This is a genomic window from Sporosarcina sp. NCCP-2331, from assembly GCF_023707945.1.
GTDB lineage: Bacteria > Bacillota > Bacilli > Bacillales_A > Planococcaceae > Sporosarcina > Sporosarcina cascadiensis.
Map to the genome: position 1 here is coordinate 1 of NZ_BRCD01000016.1, position 26678 is coordinate 26678.

General features: G+C 44.7%; 24 protein-coding genes and 1 other annotated feature. Of the genes, 16 read left to right on the forward strand and 8 right to left on the reverse strand.

Going from position 1 to position 26678, the window contains the following annotated elements:
- Positions 1 to 631: 631 nt before the first annotated feature.
- Positions 632 to 2083: an alpha-amylase family glycosyl hydrolase gene (locus tag NCCP2331_RS10520; protein ID WP_251670557.1), complete on the forward strand. Its 1452-nt coding sequence runs from the start codon at positions 632 to 634 to the stop codon at positions 2081 to 2083.
- A 48-nt stretch (positions 2084 to 2131) separates the two neighbouring features.
- On the opposite strand, the gene NCCP2331_RS10525 is transcribed toward NCCP2331_RS10520, so the two are convergent.
- Together NCCP2331_RS10525 and NCCP2331_RS10530 are read right to left on the reverse strand one after the other, a co-directional pair.
- Positions 2132 to 2986: a DegV family protein gene (locus NCCP2331_RS10525; protein WP_251670559.1), complete on the reverse strand. Its 855-nt coding sequence runs from the start codon at positions 2984 to 2986 to the stop codon at positions 2132 to 2134.
- 25 nt (positions 2987 to 3011) lie between these two features.
- Positions 3012 to 3839: a Cof-type HAD-IIB family hydrolase gene (locus NCCP2331_RS10530; protein ID WP_251670561.1), complete on the reverse strand. Its 828-nt coding sequence runs from the start codon at positions 3837 to 3839 to the stop codon at positions 3012 to 3014.
- A gap of 176 nt (positions 3840 to 4015) precedes the next feature.
- Between NCCP2331_RS10530 and NCCP2331_RS10535 the strand changes: the two genes are divergently transcribed.
- The 4 genes from NCCP2331_RS10535 (at position 4016) to NCCP2331_RS10550 (ending at position 8857) form a co-directional block, all read left to right on the forward strand.
- Positions 4016 to 4795: a prolyl oligopeptidase family serine peptidase gene (locus NCCP2331_RS10535; protein WP_251670564.1), complete on the forward strand. Its 780-nt coding sequence runs from the start codon at positions 4016 to 4018 to the stop codon at positions 4793 to 4795.
- A gap of 43 nt (positions 4796 to 4838) precedes the next feature.
- Entirely contained in the window at positions 4839 to 5150 is a 312-nt protein-coding gene (locus NCCP2331_RS10540; protein ID WP_153720621.1) for a metal-sulfur cluster assembly factor, read from the forward strand.
- 929 nt (positions 5151 to 6079) lie between these two features.
- A complete protein-coding gene (rraA, locus tag NCCP2331_RS10545; protein ID WP_251670565.1) occupies positions 6080 to 6559 on the forward strand; it encodes a ribonuclease E activity regulator RraA in 480 nt (159 codons plus the stop codon).
- A gap of 156 nt (positions 6560 to 6715) precedes the next feature.
- Positions 6716 to 8857, forward strand: a complete 2142-nt coding sequence (locus NCCP2331_RS10550; protein ID WP_194841029.1) for an ATP-dependent Clp protease ATP-binding subunit — start codon at positions 6716 to 6718, stop codon at positions 8855 to 8857.
- 50 nt (positions 8858 to 8907) lie between these two features.
- Here the strand turns inward: NCCP2331_RS10550 and NCCP2331_RS10555 are convergent, their stop codons facing one another.
- On the reverse strand, positions 8908 to 9090 hold the full coding sequence (locus NCCP2331_RS10555; RefSeq protein ID WP_153720618.1) for a YjzD family protein: 183 nt from the start codon (positions 9088 to 9090) through the stop codon (positions 8908 to 8910).
- Positions 9091 to 9268: 178 nt separating this feature from the next.
- On the opposite strand from NCCP2331_RS10555, the gene NCCP2331_RS10560 reads away from it, so the two are divergent.
- Complete coding sequence (locus NCCP2331_RS10560; protein ID WP_153720617.1) at positions 9269 to 10201, forward strand: beta-ketoacyl-ACP synthase III; 933 nt, start codon at positions 9269 to 9271, stop codon at positions 10199 to 10201.
- A 44-nt stretch (positions 10202 to 10245) separates the two neighbouring features.
- A complete protein-coding gene (gene fabF / locus NCCP2331_RS10565) occupies positions 10246 to 11481 on the forward strand; it encodes a beta-ketoacyl-ACP synthase II (RefSeq protein ID WP_153720616.1) in 1236 nt (411 codons plus the stop codon).
- 283 nt (positions 11482 to 11764) lie between these two features.
- On the opposite strand, the gene trpS is transcribed toward fabF, so the two are convergent.
- Entirely contained in the window at positions 11765 to 12751 is a 987-nt protein-coding gene (gene trpS, locus NCCP2331_RS10570; RefSeq protein ID WP_153720615.1) for a tryptophan--tRNA ligase, read from the reverse strand.
- Between the two features lie 715 nt (positions 12752 to 13466).
- Positions 13467 to 13681 (reverse strand) — a binding site (T-box leader).
- Positions 13682 to 14095: 414 nt separating this feature from the next.
- On the opposite strand from trpS, the gene spxA reads away from it, so the two are divergent.
- The 4 genes from spxA (at position 14096) to pepF (ending at position 18490) form a co-directional block, all read left to right on the forward strand.
- Positions 14096 to 14494 carry a transcriptional regulator SpxA gene (gene spxA / locus NCCP2331_RS10575; protein WP_009765721.1) on the forward strand — a complete coding sequence of 133 codons (399 nt, stop codon included), beginning with the start codon at positions 14096 to 14098 and terminating at the stop codon, positions 14492 to 14494.
- A 227-nt stretch (positions 14495 to 14721) separates the two neighbouring features.
- Entirely contained in the window at positions 14722 to 15369 is a 648-nt protein-coding gene (gene mecA, locus NCCP2331_RS10580) for an adaptor protein MecA (protein WP_153720614.1), read from the forward strand.
- Between the two features lie 106 nt (positions 15370 to 15475).
- Positions 15476 to 16621 (forward strand): competence protein CoiA, encoded by a 1146-nt coding sequence (locus tag NCCP2331_RS10585; RefSeq protein ID WP_251670567.1) that lies wholly within the window; start codon positions 15476 to 15478, stop codon positions 16619 to 16621.
- Positions 16622 to 16672: 51 nt separating this feature from the next.
- On the forward strand, positions 16673 to 18490 hold the full coding sequence (gene pepF / locus NCCP2331_RS10590) for an oligoendopeptidase F (RefSeq protein WP_153720612.1): 1818 nt from the start codon (positions 16673 to 16675) through the stop codon (positions 18488 to 18490).
- Between the two features lie 1129 nt (positions 18491 to 19619).
- Here the strand turns inward: pepF and NCCP2331_RS10595 are convergent.
- The 3 genes from NCCP2331_RS10595 to NCCP2331_RS10605 form a co-directional block, all read right to left on the reverse strand.
- Positions 19620 to 20444: a DsbA family protein gene (locus tag NCCP2331_RS10595; protein WP_153720611.1), complete on the reverse strand. Its 825-nt coding sequence runs from the start codon at positions 20442 to 20444 to the stop codon at positions 19620 to 19622.
- Positions 20441 to 20833, reverse strand: a complete 393-nt coding sequence (locus tag NCCP2331_RS10600; protein ID WP_153720610.1) for a globin domain-containing protein — start codon at positions 20831 to 20833, stop codon at positions 20441 to 20443. The genes NCCP2331_RS10595 and NCCP2331_RS10600 overlap by 4 nt, the downstream gene beginning before the upstream one ends.
- Positions 20834 to 20962: 129 nt before the next feature.
- Positions 20963 to 21634 carry a lytic transglycosylase domain-containing protein gene (locus NCCP2331_RS10605; RefSeq protein ID WP_251670631.1) on the reverse strand — a complete coding sequence of 224 codons (672 nt, stop codon included), beginning with the start codon at positions 21632 to 21634 and terminating at the stop codon, positions 20963 to 20965.
- Between the two features lie 160 nt (positions 21635 to 21794).
- Between NCCP2331_RS10605 and NCCP2331_RS10610 the strand changes: the two genes are divergently transcribed.
- The 5 genes from NCCP2331_RS10610 to NCCP2331_RS10630 all read left to right on the forward strand — a co-directional run bounded on the left by NCCP2331_RS10610 (position 21795) and on the right by NCCP2331_RS10630 (position 25919).
- Positions 21795 to 22181: a UPF0738 family protein gene (locus NCCP2331_RS10610; RefSeq protein WP_251670569.1), complete on the forward strand. Its 387-nt coding sequence runs from the start codon at positions 21795 to 21797 to the stop codon at positions 22179 to 22181.
- Between the two features lie 54 nt (positions 22182 to 22235).
- Positions 22236 to 23069, forward strand: coding sequence for an NAD kinase (locus NCCP2331_RS10615; RefSeq protein ID WP_153720607.1), 834 nt, complete (start codon positions 22236 to 22238; stop codon positions 23067 to 23069).
- The gene (locus tag NCCP2331_RS10620) at positions 23008 to 23979 is read left to right on the forward strand and encodes an RluA family pseudouridine synthase (protein WP_285835518.1); all 972 of its coding nucleotides are present in this window, start codon (positions 23008 to 23010) and stop codon (positions 23977 to 23979) included. The genes NCCP2331_RS10615 and NCCP2331_RS10620 overlap by 62 nt, the downstream gene beginning before the upstream one ends.
- Before the next feature lie 73 nt (positions 23980 to 24052).
- A complete protein-coding gene (mgtE, locus tag NCCP2331_RS10625; RefSeq protein WP_153720605.1) occupies positions 24053 to 25429 on the forward strand; it encodes a magnesium transporter in 1377 nt (458 codons plus the stop codon).
- A gap of 91 nt (positions 25430 to 25520) precedes the next feature.
- Positions 25521 to 25919: a hypothetical protein gene (locus NCCP2331_RS10630; RefSeq protein ID WP_153720604.1), complete on the forward strand. Its 399-nt coding sequence runs from the start codon at positions 25521 to 25523 to the stop codon at positions 25917 to 25919.
- A gap of 67 nt (positions 25920 to 25986) precedes the next feature.
- On the opposite strand, the gene NCCP2331_RS10635 is transcribed toward NCCP2331_RS10630, so the two are convergent.
- Entirely contained in the window at positions 25987 to 26583 is a 597-nt protein-coding gene (locus tag NCCP2331_RS10635) for a CotY/CotZ family spore coat protein (RefSeq protein ID WP_153720603.1), read from the reverse strand.
- Between the last annotated feature and the right edge of the window lie 95 nt (positions 26584 to 26678).

A 26678-nucleotide genomic window follows, 5' to 3' on the forward strand; every position in this document is an offset into this window, starting at 1 on the left:
CCACCCTCCGCTTCAATCCTACTTTTGTTTGTGTAAGTATTTAGTAGGCTCACTGCCATCTTCTAAAATCTGAGAAGTTATGTGTTTTACGTAGTATATAAAGTATTCATGTCTTATTGGCTTGGTTTAAAGCAGGTTTGTATCCATAAGTATGACATGCTGTTTTTGCAGGGTGTGGATCTAGTCTGGTGTTGTTCTGATTTCTTGACTTTGCAGAATGATAAGTATTTCATGAAACGCAACATCTATCGTAAAAAAACTCAAATAGCATGCTCATACTCTCACTCAAATAAAAAGTATTGAAAAACCAGCCAGTGTACCGGAGTGGAAGGCGGCGACTCTGGGAGGATCAGCCCGACAGGTGAGACAACTTGCGGGAGCGAAGCGACCAAGTTGGCTCACCGCGGGCCCTCCAGAACGCGTCCGCCTGGAACGCAGGGTAACGGTCTCTCTCTACTTAACCGTATGCTGGATCACCATGGCCCTCCGGAAAGAGTACTGGCTGAAGCAAGCAATTCACAGGATTGCCGTATTTACAGTTGAGGGCTGAGTAAATGAGAAGAAAGAATGGCGCGGGGTTCTGGCGTTTGATAAACTGATAAAAGAGTTTGCGTAAGGAGGATTTACTAAATTGAAACGAATCACCGGACTACTGGCAGCTTGCATGCTCGCCCTATCTATAGCACAACCGGTCACTTATGCAGAAACAGAAAAGACCTTCAGCGATGAAAGTATTTATGATCTGCTCGTCGACCGTTTCAACAACGGCCTGGGAACCAATGATTTTGACGTCAATGCCCAGGACCCCCATGCTTTTAACGGCGGAGACTTTGCCGGTATCAGCAACAGGCTGCAGCACTTGATTGATATGCATTTCACCATGATCTCCATGGGGCCTGTTTTCAAAACTGCTACATATGACGGCAATCAAGTACTCGATTACACAGAGCTTGAACCGCATTTTGGCACGTCAGAAGAATTCACACAACTGCTTTCAGAAATGCATGAGGCAGACTTTAAAGTCATGGCGGATTTCCCCCTTGGAAACGTCAGTGCCGATCACATCTGGGCTGATAAACTCGCTTCTGCTCCAGCTGAAGAAGGTACCATTGACTGGGACTTGGGCAACACAGAAGTGCAGGATCAGCTGATCGGTGCAGCTGTACAATTTGTCAAAGAGTACAAGCTGGACGGACTCCGTCTGACGAAGCTGAAGCAAGCGGACACAGCATTCCTGGACCGGATGATCGAAGCGCTTAAAAATGAGCGTGAAGGTCTCTATGTCATTACCAATGAAGCAAGTGACGCTTCATTCGACAGCATGCCTGCTGCAGAACGCAGTGACGCGATACAAGAGTCATTCGTTCAGGTAGACCCGGACTCTTCCGCAATGGATCAGTTCTCCAATGAAAATGCGAATAAATTACTTCAATTCGATGATTTGACAGGGCCGCGTTTCACTTACAAAATGGTGGAATTGCGACAGTTCCCGCCAACACGCTGGAAAGTGGCGACTGCAGCACAATTCATGCTGCCGGGTGTGCCGCTTGTGCCGTATGCGACAGAAATTGCTGTAAACGGCAAAGAAGCGCCTGAGTCACATCCTTTCTTTAATTTTAAGACGGATATGGAATTGCATGAGTGGATCGGGGATCTCAATACGCTTCGGAATGATTCGGATACGCTGCGCAACGGGGACTTCCGTATGTTGCACAATGAAGGCGGGTTCACGGTATTTGAGCGTTCATCCGAAAAAGAAAAATGGATTATTGCCATCAATAATACTTCCGAAGTGCAGAGCTTAGAAATTGATCCGGCTGAAATCGGGGAGAAGAAAAAGCTTCGCGGTGTTCTCGGTCAAGATTTAGTAAAAGAGACAAAAGACCATGTGTTCCACGTTGTGCTGGATCGTGAGCTGGCAGAGATTTATATCGTAGAAGAGGATGAAGGGTTCAACACACCCTATTTAATCGCTTCTATTTTAGTATATGTATTCTTCCTGTCATTCCTGTTTGCCATCTTCCGTAAAGGCAGACAGCGCAAAAAAGATGAGAAACTAAAAAGACAGCAGGAAACTAAATAACAATGAGAAAAGCCAGTCCACATAGTAATTTTTGTGGACCGGCTTTTTTTATTGGCTTACTTTATTTAAGAAGAACAGTGCAATGGTGCCGGGTCCTGCATGTGAACCGATAACTGAGCCGATTTGATGAATTTCAATCGCTTTTGGCTGAATGACTTCTTCAATCATTGCTTTGAATTCCAGCGCAGTTGCCTCGTCGTCACCGTGGCTGATGGCGAGTGTCTGCTCCTCGAGATTGCTGCCGCGTTCTTCCATCACTTCGATCATGCGGCGCAGTACTTTTTTTCGTCCGCGGTGTTTTTCGATCGGCACGAGTTTTCCGCCTTCGACGTGAAGCAAGGGTTTAATATTGAGCAATCCACCAAAAAATGCGCTCGCTTTTGAAACGCGTCCGCCTTTTGCCAGGTAATCCAAATCTTCTACGGTAAATAAATGTTCCATATGTGAGGCCATCGCACGAATCTTTCGTTCGATTTCCCGTACATTCAATCCCTCTTCACGCAGACGGACCGCTTCTTTTACGAGAAGTCCATAGCCGAGTGAAGCACAGCGCGAATCAATGAGCACCAGATTCATCGACGGATTGCCTTCTTTTACCTGATCGCTCGTCATGACGGCTGTCTGGTAAGTTCCCGAAAGCTGTGAGGAGAAAGCAATATAGATGCCGTCTTCTCCAGACGCTGCAAGCTCTTTCCATGTTTTCATCAGCAAATCAGGTGAGACTTGTGAAGTTTTCGGCTGCTGTCCCTGGCGGATGGCATCAAACACTTCTTTAGAATTAATTTCCACGATATCATCATATTCTTTTCCGTCGAGCAGGACACTCAGCGGAAACAGTTCTACATCGTTTTCTTCAAAGTAAGATTGAGGCAGGTCACTGGCGCTGTCAGCAAAAATTTTCATTGGAATTCCCCCTTGGACAAATATTCTATTGATTAAGTATGGATTTCTTCAAATTAAGACGCTCTTCGAGAATTAAAGAGATGCCGTCCTGATTATTTGTATCGGTTACTTCATTTGCTATAGATTTGAGACGGTCGATGCCGTTGCCCATTGCGACGCCTACTCCTGCATAGTCGATCATTTCCAAGTCATTATCTTCGTCGCCAAACGCGATAATCCGCTCTTTCGGGATATTCATCCACTTGGAAACCGCGTCAATGCCAACTGCCTTGTTCAGACCATGGCGAACGATTTCGACGATATTGAATGGCGCTCCCCAGCGTCTGTGGTCAATCACTTCCGCATGTATATTTTCCAAATGGCGGCGGATCGGATCGACTGTCTGATCATTGGCCTGGATCAGCAGACTGGTAGGATCCGTTTTTAATGATGTTCGAATATCGCCTTCTGTGATGATTGGATTGCCGAAGCTGAGGATATCGAGGAAACGTTCATCATGATACTGTGCGTAGACATCGTCCATTACTTCCGCCACAATGTTTTCCACTGAAAAATCCTGCATGGCTTCGACCACTTCTTTGACAATCGGCAGTGCAATCGTTTCGTGCATCGTTTTCCATGACGTATCTGTCGGATGATGAACGAATGCTCCATTGAAATTGACAATCGGTGTAGTCAGGCCAAGCTGACGGTAGTATATTTCACTCGCACGGTATGGCCGGCCTGTTGCAATCATGACATGATGTCCCTGCGAAACAGCAAGCTGCAGCGTTTTTTCCGTTTTAGGAGAAATTACTTTTTCATCAGTTAATAATGTTCCATCTAAGTCCAAAACAATCAAATGTGGTTTCAAAGTATCCTCTCCTATTGCTTTATAATATGTTTCAGTCTGCTCATTATATCTTCATAGTTTAGCGCTAATGAGGCGGGTAAGTCAAAAAAACGCGAACAAGGCGAACTTTTTGTTTTCTGGCTGAATTGTTGCTATCCTAAAATAACACTAAAGATCGCAGGAAAAGGGGAATTCGTATGATTATTCGTTCGGAACATTGGCAGCATATCCCGGTGCTTCATATCGTGGAGGAATCCAAAGAGCAGGAACAGCTTCCGGTGGTGCTGTTTTTTCATGGGTTTACGAGTGCGAAAGAGCATAACTTGCATTACGCCTATAATTTGGCGAAACAAGGAATCCGTGTAATTCTGCCGGATAGCATGCTTCATGGAGAACGGGCAGAGGATCTGGATGAATTTCATTTGGCGCTGAAGTTTTGGGAAATTGTTTTGTCCAACATTAAAGAAGCAGGAATTCTGTATGAAGAGCTGAGAACCAGAAACCTGATTGATGGCAGTACGCCAGTTGGTATGGGCGGCACTTCGATGGGCGGACTGACAACATTCGGCTGCCTTGCGAGCTATGAATGGATCAGTGCGGCTTCCGTCATGATGGGTTCACCGGCATTCGTCAAACTGGCGAAAGGACAGATTTCCTATGCAGAACGAGGCGGACGGGAATTGCCGGTTACGCCGGAAGAACGCGAACAGCTTTTTGCGGCTCTTGGCCGAGTCGATCTGTCAGAAAATCCGGATAGACTGAATGAACGCCCGCTGTTCATGTGGCATGGGGAGCAAGATACATTGGTGCCGTTTGAATTAACGAAGAAATTTTATTTGGAGATTCAAAAAAATTATGCAGGTCATCCGGAGCGTCTGAAGTGGATGCCTGATGACGAGGCGGGACATTCTGTTTCGCGTCCCGGGATGCTGGCTTCTGTGGATTGGCTTGCGCAGCATTTGCTTGCAGGAGTGTAAGTTGGTAAGATGAAATCAGAACATAACAGAGAGGAGCATTCCGATGAGCGAAGAAGAAATCAAAGAGTACCTGTTTGGCGCGTTGGAGAATGTTATTGATCCCGAGCTGGGTATTGATATTGTGAACTTAGGTTTAGTCTATAACGCAGAGCTGCTTGACGAAGGTGTGGCTAAGATTACGATGACGCTGACTTCCATGGGCTGTCCGATGGGGCCGCAGATTGTAGCGAATATCAAGCAGGAACTGATGGAGCTGCCTGAGGTGAAAGATACAGAAGTAGATATCGTCTGGAACCCGCCATGGTCCAGAGAAAATATGTCACGCTATGCTAAAATGGCGCTCGGCGTACGATAATAAGCAATCCAAACCATACTCAATGTAGTATGGTTTTTTGTTTTAATGAAGTGAAAAGGCTACGTTGTGTTGGTCATGGGATTTTCGCTTCAGGCGGGGACGCTTTCCGCGGGCATGGCCTCAGCCGCTTCCCTCGCTTCGCTCAGTCTAGGGTCTTCGGCTCGTGCTGTTCCCGCAGGAAAAGCCGTAACGAAGAACGGCTTTTGCGAGCATAAGCGAAGCGTTGGGAGCACATCTTTGCATTTCGCCCCGCCCTCCGCTTCAATCCTACTTTTTTATGCAAGTACAAAGTAAACTCATTGGCGTTATCTAAAATCTGAGAAGCTTTGTGGTTCACGTAGTATATAAAGTATTCATGTCTCATTGGCAAAGTTGAAAACTAGTAGCAACTTATTATCCCTTACTGGTTCAGAGATTAATGCAATAATATCTTTCAGATTTTAAGGGGCTGCACCAAAATCTATTCTTGACAACCTGTCACGTATGTATTGCGAAAATCATGTTGCAGTTTGGAAGGGAGTGGATTTAGTATGTGCGGATTTTCGTTGCTCGATTTTGCAAACGCATTAATCAAAAGAATTTAAGCCTTTGCAGGATCATAAGTAATGCATGAAATACCACGCCTATCAAATAACCTCAGATACTATGCTCATACTGCCTGCTCACACAAGAATATTTGAAAAACTAGCCAGTGTACCGGAGTGGAAGGCGGCGACTCCGGGAGGATCAGCCCGATAGGATGAGACAACTAAAGGGAGCGAAGCGACCAGTTGGCTCACCGAGGGCCCTCCGGAACGCGTCCGCCTGGAACGCAGGGAAACGTTATCCTTACACTTACAAGTTCTCCACTTAATAAAGAAGGAAATGCCAAACTTTGTCGAATAGTATGAATGTGAAGTGTAACCATACGTACTAGGGGGAATAGGAAAATGTCAGTTAAAACAGCGGATTTATGTGATGATTTCATTGAGGAACTGCAGGTGTGCACGGTGGAGTTCAAATCGTACGGCAAGCACAAGCGGTTCTCGGGGCCGATCTCAACCGTCAAAGTTTTCGAAGACAACGTACTCGTCAAAGAAGCTTTGCAGATCATCCCGGAAGGCAACGTGCTGGTGGTGGACGGAGGAGGTTCGAAGCGCTGTGCATTGATGGGGGATATGCTCGGCGAAATCGCGCAGGACCGAAAACTTGCGGGTATTATTATTTATGGGTGCGCCCGGGATACAGCGGATCTCGGAACGCAGGAGATCGGTGTGATGGCGATTGGCAGCATGCCGGTGAAAAGTATTAAGCGCGGGGAAGGTCAAACAAACGAAGTGCTTCATTTCGGAAACGTGGAATGGGTGCCGGGTTACTACGTCTATGCAGATGAAGACGGGGTAGTCCTAGCACCGCGAAAATTAGTCTGAGCCTTACAGCCACTTGCCTTGTGTGAGTGGTTTTTTGCAGGAAACCATCCCATTATATCCGAAGCAAAACAATTTACTTTCATCTGAGGATGAATTATAATTGAATTAATCAAAGATAGTCAAAGTCAAATAAATGAAAGGTGGATGTTTATGCGTATGGACGGAATGCAGGAAGACCAGCGCTCGCCTCTGGAGCAATTTGGACGTAATCTTGTAGATGAAGTAAAGAATGGAAAAATGGATCCGGTCATTGGTCGGGATGAAGAAATACGGAATGTCATTCGGATTTTATCGAGAAAAACAAAAAATAATCCCGTATTGATCGGGGAGCCGGGTGTCGGTAAAACGGCCATCGTGGAAGGACTCGCGCAGCGTATTGTCAAAGGTGATGTGCCGGAAGGATTGAAGGACCGCCAGATTTTTGAATTGGATATGAGTGCTTTGATCGCGGGCGCCAAGTATCGGGGAGAATTTGAAGAGCGGCTGAAAGGCGTATTGAAACAAGTGAAAGAGAGTAATGGAGAAATCATTTTATTCATTGATGAAATCCATACAATAGTCGGAGCGGGGAAAACGGAAGGCGCGATGGATGCGGGGAATATGCTGAAGCCGATGCTTGCCAGAGGGGAATTGTACTGTATCGGTGCGACAACGCTTGATGAGTACCGGATGTATATCGAGAAAGATGCAGCGCTTGAACGCCGGTTCCAGCAAGTATTGGTGCGTGAGCCGTCTGTGGAAGATACGATTTCGATTTTGCGCGGATTGAAAGAACGTTTTGAACTGCACCACGGCGTACGGATTCATGACAGGGCGTTAGTTGCGGCGGCAACACTGTCGGACCGCTATTTAACAGAACGTTTCATGCCGGATAAAGCGATTGACTTGATTGACGAAGCAAGTGCAATGATCCGGACGGAAATTGATTCGATGCCGCAGGAGCTGGACGCGGTGACACGGCGCATCATGCAGCTTGAGATTGAAGAGCAGGCGCTGCGCAAAGAGAAAGATACGATGAGTCAGACCCGTCTTGCAGCTTTGCGTGAAGAATTGCAGGAACTGAAAGATTCTTCGAAAGATATGCGCGAGCAGTGGGACAGTGAAAAAGCTTCATTAAAAGAAGTGCAGAGCAAGCGGGAAGAACTGGACCGTTACCGCAGAGAACTGGAAGAAGCGGAAGGCCGTTTTGATTTGAATAAAGCCGCTGAATTGCAGTACGGCAAGATTCCTGTTTTGGAAAAAGAGTTGAAAGCATTGGAAAGTCCGCTGGAAGACAGTAAAGAACTGCGGTTATTGCGTGAAGAAGTGACAGAGGAAGAAATTGCTTCAATTGTGGCACGCTGGACAGGCATTCCGGTGACGAAATTGGTGGAAGGCGAGCGGGAGAAATTGCTTCGTTTGCATGAAACGTTGAAAGAACGTGTCATTGGGCAGGACAATGCGGTACAGCTGGTGACTGAAGCAGTCTGGCGTGCACGTGCAGGAATTCAGGATCCTAATAAACCGATCGGCTCGTTTCTGTTTCTGGGGCCGACGGGTGTCGGTAAGACGGAACTTGCGAAGACATTGGCTGCGACGCTGTTTGATTCGGAAGATCATTTTGTGAGGATCGATATGTCGGAGTATATGGAGAAACACAGTGTGTCGCGTCTCGTCGGGGCACCTCCCGGATACATCGGCTATGAAGAAGGCGGTCAGCTGACGGAAGCAGTTCGGCGCAATCCATACGCTGTTGTGTTATTGGATGAAATCGAAAAAGCGCATCCGGATGTCGCAAATATTCTGCTCCAGATTTTAGACGACGGACGGATTACAGACAGTCAGGGACGATTGGTGAACTTTACGAATACGGTCATCATTATGACATCAAATATCGGCTCGGCTTATTTATTGGAAGGGAATCTGGATGAGGAAGACCATGCAAAAGAAGATTTGATCATGGCGGAACTGCGCCGTCATTTCAAACCGGAGCTGCTGAACCGGATGGATGATATCATTATCTTCCACTCTTTGACGAATGATTCATTTAAAGCCATCACTCGGAAAATGCTTGGCGATTTGGTTGCGCGCCTGGCCGAACAAGATGTGCTGTTAGTGTATGACGATGAGGTGCTTGACTGGATTGTCAAAGAAGGAGCGGATGCAGATTTTGGTGCACGTCCGCTGAAACGTTTCATCCAGCGCCATGTGGAAACGAAAGTGGCGAAAGAAGTCATTAAAGGCGGCATGCAGGAAGGCGAACAAATTCATTTACTGATGAAAGACGGGGAATTAGTTGTTCAGGTTGGACAAGTGTAACCATATAAAAAAGCGTAGGCACATAGGTGCTTACGCTTTTTGGCCGTCTATTACACGTCTGCCGGTGACTCGTCTGGAATAACTGCTGTGATAATCAGAACCAATACAGCTAATACGATGGAGACGGTAACGCCCGCCATGAAGTCGAATTCAGTACCTACAATTGAACCAGCAACATAGTTCAACATGGAAACTAATAAGAACGACCAAACAAATGTCATAATATATTGCATGATTTTCACCTCGGTTAGTCTATTTCAAAGTACATCATACCATAGCCCATCCAAACGATGAAATGATAATATGATCTATTTTTGACGAAAAAGTGTCCTTGTATTGAAAAACGTCCGATTTTCTTCTATAATTAACACCAGGTACTAATAATAGATGATAAGGAACGGAGTAGATGAGATGAGAGCAGGATTGTTAGGAATGGGAAAATATAATCCGCCGCAGATCGTAACCAATGAAGACTTGGAAAAACGCATAGATACATCTGATGAATGGATTCGTTCACGGACGGGGATAGAGGAACGGCGAATTGCTGATGATATGATAAATACTTCCGACATGGCATTTGAAGCAGCGAAGCAGGCATTGGAATCAGCTGAAATCAGTGCAGATCAGCTTGGCTTGATTCTCGTTGCGACGGTAACGCCCGACTATTCGTTCCCTTCTGTTTCTACGATGATACAAGAACGTTTAGGTGCAAAACATGCGGCGGCAATGGATATATCAGCAGCTTGTGCAGGATTTATGTATGGTGTTGTAACTGCCAAGCAGTTCGTTGAATCTGGCACCTATGATTATGTACTCGTAGTAGGCGTTGAAAAACTATCAAAGATCACAGACTGGGAAGACCGCAATACGGCTGTTCTTTTCGGTGACGGTGCCGGTGCAACAGTTGTCGGTAAAGTGAGCGGAGACAGAGGAATTCTTTCATTTGAGCTGGGTGCAGACGGAACGGGCGGAAAGCATTTGCGCCACGATAAATTCATTGAAATGAACGGCCGTGAAGTATTTAAGTTTGCTGTTCGCCAGATGGGTGAGTCTGCGCTGTCTGTTACAGAGAAAGCAGGTTTGACGAAAGATGATGTGGACTATTTAATTCCTCACCAGGCAAATATCCGTATCATGGAAGCAGCGCGAGAACGACTGGGACTGCCGGTTGAAAAGATGTCAAAGTCCGTTCATAAATACGGCAATACATCTGCTGCATCGATTCCGATTTCATTGGTCGATGATCTGGCGGAAGGCCGCGTCAAAGATGATGATGTAATTGTCATGGTTGGATTCGGCGGCGGCTTGACTTGGGGCGCGCTATGTATAAAATGGGGTAAGTAAAGAAAAATAAACAATAAAGTTAACGATAGAAAGGAAGTTTGAACTTGGAAAAACGACGTGTAGTGGTTACAGGTATCGGCGGTGTGTCACCAGTAGGAAATACAGCTGAGGACTCATGGAATGCAGTAATTGAAGGGAAATCAGGCATCGATATCATGACCCGTCTGGATCAGGAGAAATTCCCGGTGCGTGTGATGGCTGAGGTCAAAGATTTTGATATCGAGCAGTTTGTTACACGTAAAGATGCGCGTAAGATGGACCGCTTTACACACTATGCGGTCGCTGCGTCATTGATGGCAATGAAGGATGCTGATCTGGAGCTGGATGATGAGACTGCACTCCGCACAGGTGTGTGGATCGGTTCCGGAATCGGGGGCATGGAATCACATGAAACACAATTCAACACGTTTCTTGAAAAAGGCTATCGCCGGGTCAGTCCATTTTTCGTTCCGATGATGATCCCGGACATGGCGGCAGGACAAGTATCCATCTTCACCGGTGCAAAAGGAATCAACTCTTGTTCAGTTACGGCATGTGCTTCCGGTACAAATTCTATCGGTGACGCATTTGAAGTTATTCTTCGCGGAGACGCAGATGTGATGATTACAGGCGGGACAGAGGCGCCGATTACGTCACTTGCTGTTGCAGGTTTCATTGCAAGCACTGCGCTTTCATTGAATGAAGATCCCGTGAAAGCATCCCGTCCATTTGATAAGGACCGCGATGGCTTTGTCATGGGGGAAGGCGCCGGGATCTTAATTCTGGAAGAGTATGAACATGCAGTAAAACGCGGGGCAAAGATCTACGCAGAAATCGTAGGCTACGGTTCGACTGGAGACGCGCATCATATTACGGCTCCTGCACCAGGCGGAGAAGGCGGCGCGCGTGCGATGGTCCAGGCGCTGCAGAAAGCGGACATCGAGCCGAATCAAATCGATTATATCAATGCGCACGGAACAAGTACGCCGTATAACGATTTATTCGAAACGATGGCGGCTAAAACAGTATTCGGTGATCATGCCTATAAACTGATGATGAGCTCGACAAAATCGATGACAGGCCATTTGCTTGGCGCTGCCGGCGGAATCGAAGCAATCTTCACCGTGAAAGCTCTTCAGGAAGGCATCATCCCGCCGACCATCCATTATGAAACTCCGGATCCGGAATGTGATTTGGATTACGTCGTAAATGAAGCGCGTAAATCAAATATTACTTATGCGATGAGCAACTCGCTTGGGTTTGGCGGTCATAACGCTTCATTAATATTTAAAAAAATATAATAAAAAACGGAAAGGGCCACTGCGGCTCTTTCCGTTTTTTGCATGCTCGTCTAAAGTGGGCTCCTCCACACATATAATGAAAGAAAACAAGAAAAGGCGAGGATCAGTGTGACACGTTTTCTGGCATTTATCTGCAGTTATTGTGTGATTGTCGTATCAACGGCTAATCTGCTTTTCTACTTAAACTACTCTGCGATGGGCTATACCTATCAACAAATCCTGCTGTTCATGCTGCAATCGGCGGATTTCACTTTCCTGCTGATCGCGAGTTTTATATTGCTGCTTACCGTCTGCGTCCCAAGCCCATTGCGGCTTCCATTCTCTTAAGAGTAGCAGAAGCGATATCGTTGGCTTTTTCAGCTCCGCGGTCCAAAATAGCGTCCAGCTCAGGAGAATCAATCAGCTCGTAATACCGCTTTTGGATCACAGCTAAATGTTCATTAATTGCTTCTGCAACGCCGGCTTTAAACGCTCCATAGCCTACACCCTTATATTTTTCCTCTAATTCAGCGATGGTCTTTCCGCCTAATGAAGATTCGATGATCAACAGATTGGAAACACCCGGTTTGTTTTCCACATCGAACTTCACAACGCCTTCCGAATCTGTCACCGCACTTTTGATTTTCTTTTCTATTTCTTTCGGCGTGTCCAAAATGGTGATCGTTGCCTTTTTATTCGCATCCGATTTACTCATTTTCTTCAGTGGATCTTGTAAAGATTTTATGCGTGCGCCATTTTTAGGAATACGAACGGCTGGAATGGTCAATACTTTTCCGTAGCGGCTGTTAAAACGTTCCGCTAAATCGCGCGTCAGCTCAAGATGCTGCTTCTGGTCTTCGCCGACAGGAACGATGTCGGTGTTGTACAGAAGAATATCAGCAGCCATTAAAGGAGGATACGTAAGCAATGCGGCCGATACACCTTCCGCACCATCTGATTTATCTTTGAACTGTGTCATGCGCTCGAGTTCTCCGATGTAGGAGACGCACTGCATGATCCAGCCGGCCTGTGCGTGTGCCGGAACTTCGGACTGGATGAAGAGTGTGGACTTCTCCGGATCGATGCCGCTGGCAATGTACGTGGCTGCGAGGGCTCTGATTGCTTTCTTCAGCTCATCCGGTTCCTGCTGGACAGTGATAGCATGCTGGTCAACGATGCAGAAGATGCAGTCTTCGTCGTTTTGCAGCTCGACGAATTGACGGAATGCACCGATGTAGTTGCCGAGTGTGATGACGCCTGTAGGCTGAACGCCTGAGAATATAGTTTTCATTTTTGTTTCCTCCTGGTTTTATGTTGTTTTAAAAATGTACGCATATAAGGTTTTGGGCATGGGGATTTTCGCTTCAGACGGTACGCTTTCTGGAGGGCCCGCGGTAAGCCGACTTGGAGAGCAATGACGTGCTCCTAACGCTGCGCTTTTACTCGCAAAAGCCGTTCTTCGTTACGGCTCTCGCTTTGCTCCCCTAAGTTGTCATCACCTGTCGACCTATCCTCCCGGAGTCGACCGTCTTCCGCTTCAATCCCTAATTTTTTGTGGTGAAATACTTAGTTTAGTTCGCTGTAGCTATTATGCATATAAATTCTCAAATCTAAAGATGAAGTTAAAAGTTCGAAATCAATCCAAACTTGCATCGATATGATTCAAGACTGCAAACAAGTTAACTTTTGGATTTAAAATATGCTAATGAGACATGAATACTTTATATACTACGTGATCCACAAAACTTCCCAGATGTTAGACAGCTGCAGTGAGTTCACTACATTCCCTCACAACAAAACATAGGATTGAAGCGGAGGGTGGGGCGACTCCCGGAGGATCAGCGTGCGTCTTGAGACCCCGCAGGCAGCGTCAGCGGACGAGGAGGCTCAAGCCACGCCCTCGGGAAAGCGCCCCACCTGCAGTGAAATCCCAAACTGGATAATAATTAATCCAAACCCGAATTAAGACTGAAAAACGGCATAAAAAAACATCAGTCCTCCCTGTAAATAGGGACGATTGATGTTGGGAACCGTGGTACCACCCGAATTGCTTTTGTAAAAAGCCGCTCTGTTCCGTTAACGCGGAAGACGTGATGGAGTACTTGTGTTCATCCATCAGGCTCGGGATCCCATTCTTTTTGGGCGATTTTGCTTGCTCACACCTTGTACAAGCTCTCTGGAAAAATCGCGGCAAAAATACTTTTTCCTTCAATGCCGTTGTTTTATTACCTAAAAGTATATCGGCTTGCGCTGATAATTGCAACTTCCTGAAAGTATTTCTGATTATAATGAAACCTTTCAGTACATCTGTACGTACTATAAGAGAGAGAAGCAGCAGCAGATGAGAAATCTAAATGAGAATCCTACTAATTTTATTCAGCAGGTTTAATTCAAATCAGTATGGGGTATAAAAAGAGAAGATGTTCATTTATTGCTGAAAACATCTCGATTTATCGAAGGTCCATTAAAAAATATCCAATGCAAAAAATCTTCAAAAGTTTTTTTGAAAAACTATATTAATTGAGAATGAATATGTGTATAATGAGCAGTATCAACATAAATTATAATAATTCTAATTAGAAATTTAAACATATCAAATCTAAATGAGCGTAAGCCGGGAAAGGACGTGTCAGGAATGGGTGTAACACTTTATACATCGCCTAGTTGTACATCTTGCAGAAAAGCAAAAGCATGGTTGGAGGAACACGAGATTCCTTATACAGAGCGTAATATCTTCTCTGAACCATTGAATATTCAGGAAATCAAACAAATTCTTCGCATGACGGAAGACGGGACAGATGAAATTATCTCTACACGATCTAAGATTTTCCAAAAGTTGAATGTCGATGTAGAAAGCCTTCCGTTGCAGCGTTTATATGAATTAATTCAAGAACATCCAGGTCTTTTGAGAAGACCAATCATTCTAGATGAAAAAAGACTTCAAGTAGGGTACAATGAAGATGAGATTCGTCGTTTCCTACCGAGAAAAGTTAGAGCCTATCAGCTGCTCGAAGCGCGGCGTATGGTAAACTAATCTAAATACAAAAGCTGATAGGGATGACACACTGGATACATTTGTGCCTATCAGCTTTTTTGAATTGAATTTCCCTTGGATTCCTCTAGGATTTTCGCTTCAATGCTTAGGCAAATGAAATAAACCCTTTCGAATTCGGTTTGGCAGACATATAGTAGAGTAAGCATTGCATGCGAGTAAATTATATAACAGGGGAAGGCCTGTTTTACAGAAGGGAGAGATAAGGGATGGAAATAGAGAGAATTAATGAGAATACGGTAAAGTTTTATTTATCATATGGAGATATAGAGGACCGCGGCTTCAGCAAAGAGGACGTATGGTACAACCGCGAAAAGAGCGAAGAGCTTTTTTGGGATATGATGGATGAATTAGGGGACGACACAGAGTTTGAAGTGGAAGGTCCGCTATGGATTCAAGTCAATGCGATGAATGAGGGAATTGAAGTGATCGTTACCCGGGCGCATCTGCCGAAGAACGCTGAAAGTTCGCAATTTCCTTTTGGCATTGAAGATCCGGAAGAGTTATTTGATCCAATTTTTGACGCAATCAATGAAACAGAAGAGGAAAATGAAGAAGTGCAGCTGACGGACCGATTGTACATGTTCCATGAATTTGACGAACTGATTCCTCTTGCGGCTAAGATGATCTCTTTAGAAGACGAGTTCGAAACTCAGCTATATGCTTTCGAAAATCGTTACTATCTTAACTTGCGTTTTGATTACTCTCTCATCGAAACGAAACGTGCCAAAGATATTGCCAGCATGATTTCAGAATTCGGTTCACCATCTAAATTGACGATACACCGTTTAGAAGAATACGGTACTTCCGTCATGGCGTCTGATGTATTCAAACAAGTTGATAAATATTTTGCATAATACACTGAAAAGCTACCAATATACTGGTAGCTTTTTTTAGTGAAATAAAATGCTTGCTAAGTAATCTGAAAATTTGTAAGATAAAGTGGAGAGGAGAGTGAAGTCCTTGTTGACAGCTCATACAGCTGAAGGGGAACTAGTCATCCTAACTAGAAGTCAATCCCTGGAAAGCTTGAGAGAACGGCGTAAACAAGAATCCTTTTATTGTCCCCAATGTAAAGAACAGTTGATTTTGAAAGTCGGTGATCTGGTTATTCCGCATTTTGCCCACTATCAGCAGTCATCCTGCCGAAATAGCTTTTCGGAAGGTGAATCTCCGGCACACTTGCTAGGTAAAAGTCAGCTGTATGAATTTTTCTCGCACCATACACCCGCTGTGAAGCTCGAACCGTTTCTGCCAGACATACAGCAGCGGCCGGATTTGCTCGTCGTGTGGGGCGATACAGAAGTTCCGGTTGAATTTCAATGCAGTACCATTTCCCCTTCGCTGGTCCGGCAGCGAAATGCAGGCTATTATCTATTGAATATGCTTCCTGTCTGGATCATTCTGACACCCCAGTCGGTCCAAACTCCTTCAGCTGACATTCTTACTCTTCGATTATCTTCATTTCTTCAATTTTTTATTCGGCAGATCCCTAACCGAATGTCCGTCCTTCTTACCTATCATCCTCAAAGTGAACGATTCCACTATCTCAGCCCGATTATTCATTTACAAGGTTCGACATATGCTGCCCGGCATCTGACATTGTCATTGCATAAACAGACCGTTCCGTTTTCCCTTCCTTCGTCTCCCAGCCAGACAGATATCCGCGAGCTTGCCCTTCATTATCAGTCTGCCCGCCGAAAATATTTGCGTACCGTCATTGCATATAATCAAAAGGGCATACACAATCAGTTTTTACGGGCATGTTATGAAATGCGCATTCAGCCGGTTCAACTGCCTGCCTGGATCGGAGTGCCTGTCCAAGGTCAGGAAGCATTCAGGCAATCGGACTGCGAGTGGCAATTATTATTTGTCGCAGCTGTCCGAGAAACGAGAAAGTCACCTGATCAGCTTAATACGTCATTTTTTCATACATTCATTAAGCAATTCGATGGCGAACCCGACGATCTGCTGGCTGCCTGCCGCTCATATGGAGACTTTTTGCGCGAAGAACGCATAGATATCTACCGTATGGATCGATTTACAGATGGGGATTTTGTTTACGAGGTCCTTTCAGGGCGATTTCTTGCAATGTATGCAAAGAATTGAGAAAATATAATGGATTGGAATTACGTTGAATAGGCTGAAGGAGGAATTTGATTGACGAATGATAATAAGGTATTGACTCGCGATGAAGTGGCAGAGGAAGAAACATGGCGTTTGGAAGATATTTTCAATTCCGATGAAGCATGGGATAAAGAATATCTGAAAGTAGAAGAAATGGTGAATGAAGCCGAAGAATACAAAGGAAAACTCGGTGACGGTGCCAGAACGCTTTTCGAAGCACTTACTTACCGTGACAAATTAGCGGAGCGTCTGCGCAGATTGTACACGTATGCTCATTTGAAGACGGATCAGGATACAACGAATAGCTATTATCAGGCGATGGACGGCCGTATTAAGACATTGGTTGTCAAAGTCTCCACAGCACTTTCTTATTTCACACCCGAATTACTTTCTATTGATGAAGAGCAGCTGAATCAAACGATTGAATCCCATGAAGGTTTGCGTTTATATAAGCAGGAGTTCAAAGAATTGAATGCAGAACGCGCACATATCCTTTCATCAGAACAGGAAGCATTGCTTGCGCAGCTTTCAGAAGTGACGGGAGTGCCCGCTGAAACATTCAGTATGCTGAATAATGCCGATTTGACGTTTGGCATGGTGAAGGACGAAGACGGCAGCGAAGTACAGCTGACGCATGGCCGTTACTCACGTTTCTTGGAAAGCAAAGATCCTAAAGTACGGGAAGCTGCTTTCAAAGAGATGTATTCAAGATATGGAGAGTTCAAAAATACATTCGCTTCTACATTAAGCGGAAATGTCAAAGCGCATAACGTCAACGCAAGAATCCGAAACTACAGCTCTGCACGAGAAGCGGCGTTGTCAGGCAATCATATTCCGGAACAGGTATATGAGAACCTTGTGACAACAATCAATAAAAATCTGGATTCACTGCACCGCTATGTTGCTTTGCGCAAAAAAGTTTTGCAGACCGATACACTTCATATGTGGGATATGTATACGCCGCTCGTAGAAGATACGGAAATCAAATACACCTATGAAGAAGCGAAAGAGACGATGCTTGAGAGCTTCCATCCGCTTGGCGAGAACTATAAGTCCATTGTCAAAGAAGGACTGGAGAATCGCTGGGTGGACGTGCGCGAGAACAAAGGTAAGCGTTCAGGCGCCTATTCTTCAGGTTCATATGGTACGAATCCGTATATCCTCATGAACTGGCAGGATAATGTGAGCAATCTATTTACGCTGGCACATGAATTCGGGCACAGTGTACACAGTTATTATTCCCGTGAGAATCAGCCGTTTATCTACAGCGGTTATTCCATTTTTGTAGCAGAAGTAGCTTCTACAGTGAATGAAGCATTGCTGAACGACCACTTATTGAAAGTGACAACAGATGAAGATCAACGTATTTATCTGCTGAACTATTGGCTGGACGGATTCCGTGCAACCGTATTCCGTCAGACGATGTTTGCAGAGTTTGAACAGTTGATTCATAAGCTGGATCAAGAAGGCGTGCCGTTAACGGCTGAAAAATTAACAGAAGAGTATTATGCTCTGAATAAGAAATATTATGGAGAAGCGATAGTTAGTGATGAGGAAATCGGTCTGGAATGGGCGCGTATCCCTCACTTCTACTATAACTATTATGTCTATCAGTATGCGACTGGTTACAGCGCGGCTGTAGCATTGAGCAAACAGATTCTGGAAGAAGGACAGCCGGCAGTCGACAGATATATCACCAATTTCCTGAAGGCAGGTTCCTCTGATTATCCGATTGAAGTGCTGAAAAAAGCCGGAGTTGATATGACATCTGAGCAGCCGATCGAAGATGCATGCCGTGTATTTGAAGAGCGTTTACATGAACTGGAACAGCTTTTGGCTAGAAGAGGGTAATAGGTTCCGGGGCATTCGCAAGGTCTTGTCGAAAGGTGGGACATGCGAAGGAATACGGGCTTAATTTGTTGAAGTTATATGCAATTTGTGATATGGTATGGGTGTGGAATAAATCACATACCAAACATACACCCCTTTTGTTTGAACGTGAACATTTCTCCCATTCCCTTTGAAAAAGAGCATTCACTCCCCCCCAGGAGTGAGTGCTCTTTTCTTTTGATCCGGAGAATTTATAACATGCTGGTTTGTTTGCAGAGTGTAGAATTAGTTGGTATGGTTTCGTTGCTCGACTTTGTATTATGTTTGAGCGAAGTGTGAGTTTGCAGTATGAATCTGCTTCGGCGTTGAGGGATTGCCTTACGCAGTGAGCCTACTGGCGAAGAGCATGCCAGCAGTCTCACAGCCACGGCCGACCCCGCAGTTGCGCCTACGTTGGTGTAGGGAATGTATGACATACTGCATTTTTACAGAGTGTGAGTTTAGTTAGTGTTGTTCCCGGTTTCTCGACCTTGCAAGAAGTTTGAATGGGGGATGTGTTTGCAGTTTAAATCCGCTTCGGCGCTGGGGGATTGCCTTACGCTGTGAGCCAGCTGGCAAAGACCACGCCAGTTGTCTCACAGCACCGGCTAACCCCGCAGTTGCGCCTTCGCTGGTGTGGGGAATGTATGACTTGCTGCATTTTTACAGAGTGTGAGCTAAGTTAGTTTTGTTCCCGTTTCTCGACTATGCAAATGCATTGATCACAAAAATCTTAGCCTCTGTAGAATGATAAGTAATGCATGAAAACAGTACTTATTATAACAATCTAAGACGGTATGCTCATATTGTCACTCACATAAAAAGTTCTGAAACATCAGCCTAGTGTACCGGAGTGGAAGGCGGCGACTCCGGGAGGATCAGCCCGATAGGATGAGACAACTAAAGGGAGCGAAGCGACCAGTTGGCTCACCGAGGGCCCTCCGGAACGCGTCCGCCTGGAACGCAGGGAAACGGTATTCTACATCACAACCATCCTTTAGACTGCGGCTCTAATTTGATAAATAAATACATATTTTGTAAACAGGACCTACTATCAAACAAAAAAATACCCGGGATAATAAACAAATATTATCCCGGTTTTGAATAAGTGCTATTTAATTAATGAACAATTCGGCTGCTTCTTGCGCCAAAGGGTCCGGTCTTGAAAAGGGATACGTTCAATTTGCTGCTTCAATAAGCGCTTCTTTAACTCACGCTCAGCTTCTTTTTCTGAAATGTGATAGATTTCCGCAACCTCTTTTGTCGTCAGCAGATCAAAGCGATTGAACAATGAACTGATCGGCGGCGGGATATCCGGTAAAATTTGCTGGCCAATTAACTCCTCTAAGATTTGCTCATAGATTGGATAATCGTAAAGACCGCTCACTTTTAAGCCTTCATCTTCAATATTGCTATTAAAGAATACGAAAGTCGGCGCTTCATCCACTTCCATTTCATTTCCTAGAAACATATCGACCTGCAACGCGCGGCGTGTCTCTTCGGATGTAAAATCAACGATAAATTCATCGACATCCAAATTAATTCGTGCTGCTATTTCTACCAGAACAGAAAATGATGCCACATCACGATTCTTCATGAAAGAATACTCCAATAAGCAGGAAAGGTAGCGAAAACCGGCACGCTTTCCCTGAAACTCTGCAGCTTTTACGGCAATGCTTGGAAAGCATGGGTTTGAACGCTTCGATGAAGAAGGATCATTTGTGTCGGCAAGCTGCGGTATATTCAATTTATTCATGGGCGTGCGCAGTGCGATTCTAAGCGTAAAATAATGATCATATTCGACTTGCAGTTTACGCAGAAGCGGTTGGAGCGACCAGCAGTCTTTGCAGTAAGGATCCAAAAATACATAAAGTTCAATCGGTTTAGCTGAAGCAGAATAGTGTAACGTATCATCAATAACAGTTAGATAGTTCACTGGTCTTCCTCCTCGTTCCTATTTACCATATGGTTGGCTGTTAAGACAAGGCGCTGATAATAGACATTTCGAAGCGGTCCCTCCAGTCCCACTTCATCCATTGCTTCTTCCATGCACGCAAGCCAGGCTTGGGAGCGGGCAGGCGTTATGGGGAAAGGCATATGTCGAGCTTTCATCATGGGATGGCCATGTTCATCTGTATATAAGTTAGGGCCGCCTAAATATTGTGTCTGGAATTGTTTTTGTTTCCGAACAGTTTCGGATAAATCGTCAGGAAATATCGGGTAGAGATCCGGATGTACCGCGACTTTTTCGTAAAAGCGATCAATCATTTCATGTAACCTTTTTTCGCCAATCTCTTCGAAAGGGATAACAGGTTTTCGGGTCATTACATTCACACCCTTTCGTTCTTCTGTCTCCTTATTCTATCAACGAACGATTTTCTATACAAATAAAAGAACTTATTCGTGCGCATTGTTATATAGCAGACGCTGGCTGTTTGACGTACAACGATGCCATTACACCATCTGTCCGTAATAGTTCATGACTTTTTTGACGTATTGCTGGGTTTCTTTAAATGGAGGGATACCGCCGTATTTTTTTACGTTTCCCGGACCTGCGTTGTAGGCAGCCAATGCTGTTTCGACATTGCCAAATTGATTCAGCATATTTTTCAGATATTTGGCGCCGCCCATAATATTTTGTTTCGGGTCAAAACGATCCGTTACTCCAATGAATTTCGCCGTGCCAGGCATGAGCTGCATAAGTCCTGCCGCACCTGCGTGACTGGTGACATTATTGTTGAAATTGGATTCTTGCTTGATGACAGCTGCAATCAGTTTTTCCGGCAGCTGATATTTTTCCGCCGCCTGCTTAATAATATCCTCATAACGCCCATTATATGTCCCAGCTGCCGCCGGCTGTGCAGTAATCGCGGACAACGGATTCTGCATAGGAACGGCAGGCATCGAAACAGGCGAATACACTGGATTTGAGCCCTGATAAAGCAGGCTTTCAGGCAGTGCCGCCACTTCAGAGCCGAGTGCTCCGCCACTGTCCACCATAAGCTGCGCGAGCATAGACTGGAACTCATTCGAACTTCCGGAAGATTGTGTACTGAAGGATTGAACCGCTCCGAGAGTTTGAATAGCGTTTATTTCCAGAAGCATCCGCATATTTTGTGTGTCCAGGTTCATACTTTCTCCCCCTATTTTGTATTTCAATTAAAGTTTATTGGTCGATTATATCTATTATAGCAACTTCTAACCCAGAATGTACAATAACAAAATGCAACTGAGTGTGTCATATGGTAGACTGAACGTAAAGACATCAATTAAGGAAGTGATCCCTGTGGATAGTAAAAATAAAATAATAAAAACGGTACAGCAGGACAATGAGATACAGTTCATTTTAGCCCCGGAAACTGAGTGGCCGTTAGGTTCGCCGACTGGAAAAATGCTGACCGACACAGACCGACAATCTTTCGTTTATGTATTTGATCATGAGTCGGGTTATCGTTATGCGTATTTTCAGCAGGACAGCTGGAATGGTCTGGTGGAAATGCTGCTGAATAAGTACGATCCCGTTATCGTATGGAACGATGAGAAAATTCATTTAGATGGTGCGTTTGAAGAATTAGAGGCTTTAGTAATGAATATTGAGGGAAATGATAATTATGGTGAGACATTCAGTGCGGCCGTTGAAGAAGTTTTCCGGCCTGTGCTAGAACAGGTATAATTGCGAATGGTAATGGAATATCAGAAATCACAGAAAAAGAAAGGAAGTGACTTAATGAAATTCACTATTCAGTCGCGAAACGATGAGATTTCGAATAAGTTAATGAAGGAAGCGCGCGTATATTTGCGGGATTTCGGCTTAAAGTATGACGAGGAGGAACCGGATATCGTGCTGTCGATTGGCGGTGACGGAACCTTGTTGCATGCTTTCCATAAATACATACACCGGTTAGACAAAACATCATTCGTAGGGATCCACACAGGGCATCTTGGATTTTACGCGGATTGGAAGCCTTCAGAGATAGAGAAATTAGTCATTTTAATCGCAAGACAGGAGTATGAAGTCATCGAGTATCCGCTGATTGAGGTGACGATCAATTATCGTCATTCCGAAAAAAGTGCTTCTTATCTGGCTTTGAACGAGTCAACAGTTAAATCGCCTGAAGTCACGCTGGTGATGGACGTTGAATTAAACGGCGAGCATTTCGAACGTTTTAGAGGAGATGGTCTGTGCATGTCTACGCCATCGGGTTCTACGGCTTACAGCAAATCGCTTGGCGGCGCGATCATCCATCCGTCATTGCCGTCCATGCAGCTGACTGAAATGGCATCGATCAATAACCGGGTTTTCCGTACGGTCGGTTCTCCGCTGATTTTGCCTGATCATCATATTTGCACGCTGACACCGGTAAAAGGACCGGATTTCATGGTAACAGTCGATCATTTGCAATTGCTTCATAAAGACGTAAAATCGATTGAGTACAAAGTTTCGAATGAAAAAATGGGCTTTGCCCGTTTCAGACCTTTCCCATTCTGGAAGCGCGTCAATGAATCATTCGTGGCGAGTGATCTGCGTTTTGAACGTGAAGACGATGAAGCAAAGAACTGACCGTTTATTTCAACTCGAATTTGAAGCGCGGAAAGAAATGTTGCTGCGTGAATTCCTGTCGAAAAATGATATTTCAAAAACCACATTAACAGCGATAAAATACGAAGGCGGACAGATTTTAGTGAACGGCGAGGTCCGGAACGTCCGCCATTCTTTGCAGCTCGGCGATCGAGTCACGGTACAGTTTCCACCCGAACAACTAAGTGAAGGTCTGAAGCCCGAATACGGAAAACTGTCGATTTTATATGAAGACGAAACGATCTTATTGCTGGATAAGCCAGCAGGCCAGAGTACGATACCTTCTCGTAATCATCCGACGGGGACGCTCGCTAATTTTGTTTGCGGTAAATTTGAATCAGAGGGAATTTTATCGACTGCCCATATGGTGACAAGACTGGATACAGATACTTCTGGTGTAATCTGCGCAGCGAAAAATCGGCATATTCATCATTTATTGAGCAAGCAGATGAATCAGCAGCTGTTTCACCGTAGTTATACAGCATTTGCAGAAGGGGCCGGATTTCCTGCCTGGATGACAATCGAGCAGCCGATCGGCAGAAAAGAAGGCAGTATTATCGAGCGGACAGTACGGCAGGATGGGCAGTATGCAAAAACAGATGTTAAGTTTTTGGGTAATTATGTAAGAGAGTCATTTCCTTTTTCGGCAGTGGAATTAACACTGCATACGGGGAGGACTCATCAAATCCGCGTTCATCTGCAGTGGGCGGGCCATCCCTTAGTCGGCGATAATCTATACGGGGCTGTGAATCACTCATTTCCAAGGCAGGCGCTGCATTGTTCATCAATCAGTTTCCTTCATCCGCTAACGAATGAAAGGATGAAATTTGATAGCGCATTACCGGAAGACATGCAGCATTTTTTACAGAGCAGTGAGAGTATTCAGCTGTAAAAAGAATTAATTTCCCGGGGAATAATAGAAGAATATAGTGTAAACTGTAAATGCGGAAGGGAAGGTGTGCCTCATGACCAATCAACCAGAAGAAATGAAAAACGAAGTGGTCTTTGATGAAGATAGCTTGCGTGAATTACTTTTAAAAGAAGATATCCAGTCATTTAGACAAGAATACTTAGCCCTTCATCCATATGACAGAGCAATTTTTTATGAAGAAGTCAGTCCCGAACTTCGAGAATTGATGTATTTTTACTTATCACCAAAAGAACTTGCTGAGATTTTCGAGACAAGTGAAATTGAAGAAGATGAATACAAAGAGTTCCTTGAGGAGATGGACGCGACTTATGCCGCAGAAATGATCTCGTATATGTTTGTGGATAATGCGGTTGATGTCCTGAAAGAACTTGATAAAAAGCAAGTCGTCAGCTATCTGACACTGATGGATCAAGAGGCGGCAATTCAGATTAAAGCCCTTCTACATTATGAAGAGTACACAGCCGGATCGATCATGACGACAGAATTTGTTACGGTTCCTGAGAATTCAACTGTACGTTCTGCTATGACGATTCTGCGCAGTGAAGCACCCAGTGCGGAGACTATTTACTATGTCTTTGTCGTCGATGATCATCAGCGTCTGAACGGCGTTGTGTCATTGCGTGATCTCATTATTGCAGATGAAGATACGATTATCCGTGATATTATGAGCGACCGAATTGTCAGTGTATCTGTTTCGGATGATCAGGAAGATGTAGCCAGAACAATTCAGGACTATAATTTCCTGGCCGTTCCTGTTGTCGATTTTCAGCAACATATTTTAGGAATCATCACAGTCGATGATATTATTGACGTCATAGACGAAGAAGCTTCCGATGACTATTCCAAACTTGCCGGTGTATCGACAATGGATACATTTGATAAAAACTCTCTTTCCGCAGCAAAGAAAAGGATTCCTTGGCTGATTACATTGATTGTACTCGGCATGCTGACGGCAAATTTAATTGATTTATTTACGGAAACTATTTCTCAAGTAGCTCTGCTGGCAGTCTTTATTCCGCTGATTGCGGGTACTGCAGGGAACAGCGGTACGCAGTCGTTAGCCGTTGCTGTCCGGGGTATTGCTACACGGGATATTGAAGATGAAAGCAAGCTGAAATTACTGATAAGAGAAGCAGGCACCGGGCTGATTACGGGGTTAGTCTGTGCAATATTTGTTGTATTGCTGATATTTGTGTGGAAACATGAATTAGTCATTGCTCTGCTCGTAGGTACAGCTACACTAGTGTCGATCTTTGTTGCTACAATATCGGGATCATTCATTCCGCTGTTCATGCATAAGATCAAAGTTGATCCGGCAGTGGCCTCCGGACCCTTTATCACCACATTGAATGACGTTATCAGTATCATCATCTATTTAGGCCTGGCTACAGCATTTATCAGCTCCTTGTGAGCGGTAAATGCTTTTTTTATGGTGCAGGATTTCGCAACCGGAACGTTAGGCTAATTGCTTACATATGCTAAACGAAAAGGATGTGAATGATATGCGTAAGGAAGAACCGCTGCTGTTTATTCAGAACCCGGTCATTCGAAAATTCATCTATACGCCTGCAGTGGAAGAAGAAAGCACGTCAATTTTTGAAATGGAGAATGTACGGGAGGATGTGCAGGAGGACGTTCGGCCGGAGACTGAAGAGGTAATAGAAGAACAGCCGTCTGCAGTCAATTTGAATATTCAGCACAGCTTGGATTTTTTGAATCATTCATTTCGTAAAGAGCTCTACCAGCCGATTGAAATCGTAACAGAAGAAGGAGTCAATAAAGGGAGGATTCTTGAAATAAAGGATGGATACCTGTCCATGCAGGAAAATGATGAGACAATTTCAATTGAGATCAAGGACATTCAAGAAATAAAATGGAAACAGCAATCATTCGTTATATAACAAGTAAAAGGCGAACCCATTACGGGTTCGCCTTTTGTATCGCATTGCAAGCGGTACTGGTTAAGAATTAATCTTCGTCACAGAAATCAATAAAGACGTCATCTATACATTGGACACCGCAGAAACAGTTCAAGTCGACAGTTAAACAAGTATTAGTTGGTCCGAAACCGTCTACTTGGCAAATTTTCTCATAACAAATTTTTCCGTTGTTAGTGATGTCGAATGGACGATTGTTTTTCAAAGGCTGTAAAACTTGAATCGTAGCACAGCAAGAGTCGAATACTTTCTGCACTCGGAAGAACACAGATACACAGCTTGTTGATGCCGGCTGAGGATTTGGTCTTCTGCCGCCGATTTCATCATCAGCTGAGCCTCTTGGATTTGGAGGATATGGACGATTGCTTTTACCGCCGCGGAATACCGCTTTAAAATAATCTCCATTGCCTGTCAATAAACTGAACACACGCGTATTGACGCGGCCGCGGGCTGGGCTGACTAAACTGCCGAGCGGAGCCATAAAGCAATCCGTATCACATTCTACACAATCCACCTCCGGACTAGTACTCTGGACGCGCTTGATGAAACGTAATACCTCACAAATACAATTGGACTTACTGCAACAGCCGTGATGATCTCTTCCACTTTCTGTTCTTTCACATCCCACTAAATCCACCTCCTGTTTGTCTTTCTCTATACTTTATGCCTGGTGGAGCAGGATGACAGGGCGTTTGCACAGGGATGCATAAATCAACTTGATTT

Coding starts and splice junctions, on each gene's coding strand:
- NCCP2331_RS10620 (WP_285835518.1), top strand. CDS start 23,008: ATGAATCATTCGTGGCGAGTGATCTGCGTTTTGAACGTGAAGACGATG.
- NCCP2331_RS10550 (WP_194841029.1), top strand. CDS start 6,716: ATGGACGGAATGCAGGAAGACCAGCGCTCGCCTCTGGAGCAATTTGGA.
- NCCP2331_RS10615 (WP_153720607.1), top strand. CDS start 22,236: ATGAAATTCACTATTCAGTCGCGAAACGATGAGATTTCGAATAAGTTA.
- mgtE (WP_153720605.1), top strand. CDS start 24,053: ATGACCAATCAACCAGAAGAAATGAAAAACGAAGTGGTCTTTGATGAA.
- NCCP2331_RS10600 (WP_153720610.1), bottom strand. CDS start 20,833: ATGACCCGAAAACCTGTTATCCCTTTCGAAGAGATTGGCGAAAAAAGG.
- NCCP2331_RS10525 (WP_251670559.1), bottom strand. CDS start 2,986: ATGAAAATTTTTGCTGACAGCGCCAGTGACCTGCCTCAATCTTACTTT.
- spxA (WP_009765721.1), top strand. CDS start 14,096: ATGGGTGTAACACTTTATACATCGCCTAGTTGTACATCTTGCAGAAAA.
- trpS (WP_153720615.1), bottom strand. CDS start 12,751: ATGAAAACTATATTCTCAGGCGTTCAGCCTACAGGCGTCATCACACTC.
- NCCP2331_RS10535 (WP_251670564.1), top strand. CDS start 4,016: ATGATTATTCGTTCGGAACATTGGCAGCATATCCCGGTGCTTCATATC.
- NCCP2331_RS10630 (WP_153720604.1), top strand. CDS start 25,521: ATGCGTAAGGAAGAACCGCTGCTGTTTATTCAGAACCCGGTCATTCGA.
- rraA (WP_251670565.1), top strand. CDS start 6,080: ATGTCAGTTAAAACAGCGGATTTATGTGATGATTTCATTGAGGAACTG.
- mecA (WP_153720614.1), top strand. CDS start 14,722: ATGGAAATAGAGAGAATTAATGAGAATACGGTAAAGTTTTATTTATCA.
- NCCP2331_RS10560 (WP_153720617.1), top strand. CDS start 9,269: ATGAGAGCAGGATTGTTAGGAATGGGAAAATATAATCCGCCGCAGATC.
- NCCP2331_RS10540 (WP_153720621.1), top strand. CDS start 4,839: ATGAGCGAAGAAGAAATCAAAGAGTACCTGTTTGGCGCGTTGGAGAAT.
- NCCP2331_RS10555 (WP_153720618.1), bottom strand. CDS start 9,090: ATGCAATATATTATGACATTTGTTTGGTCGTTCTTATTAGTTTCCATG.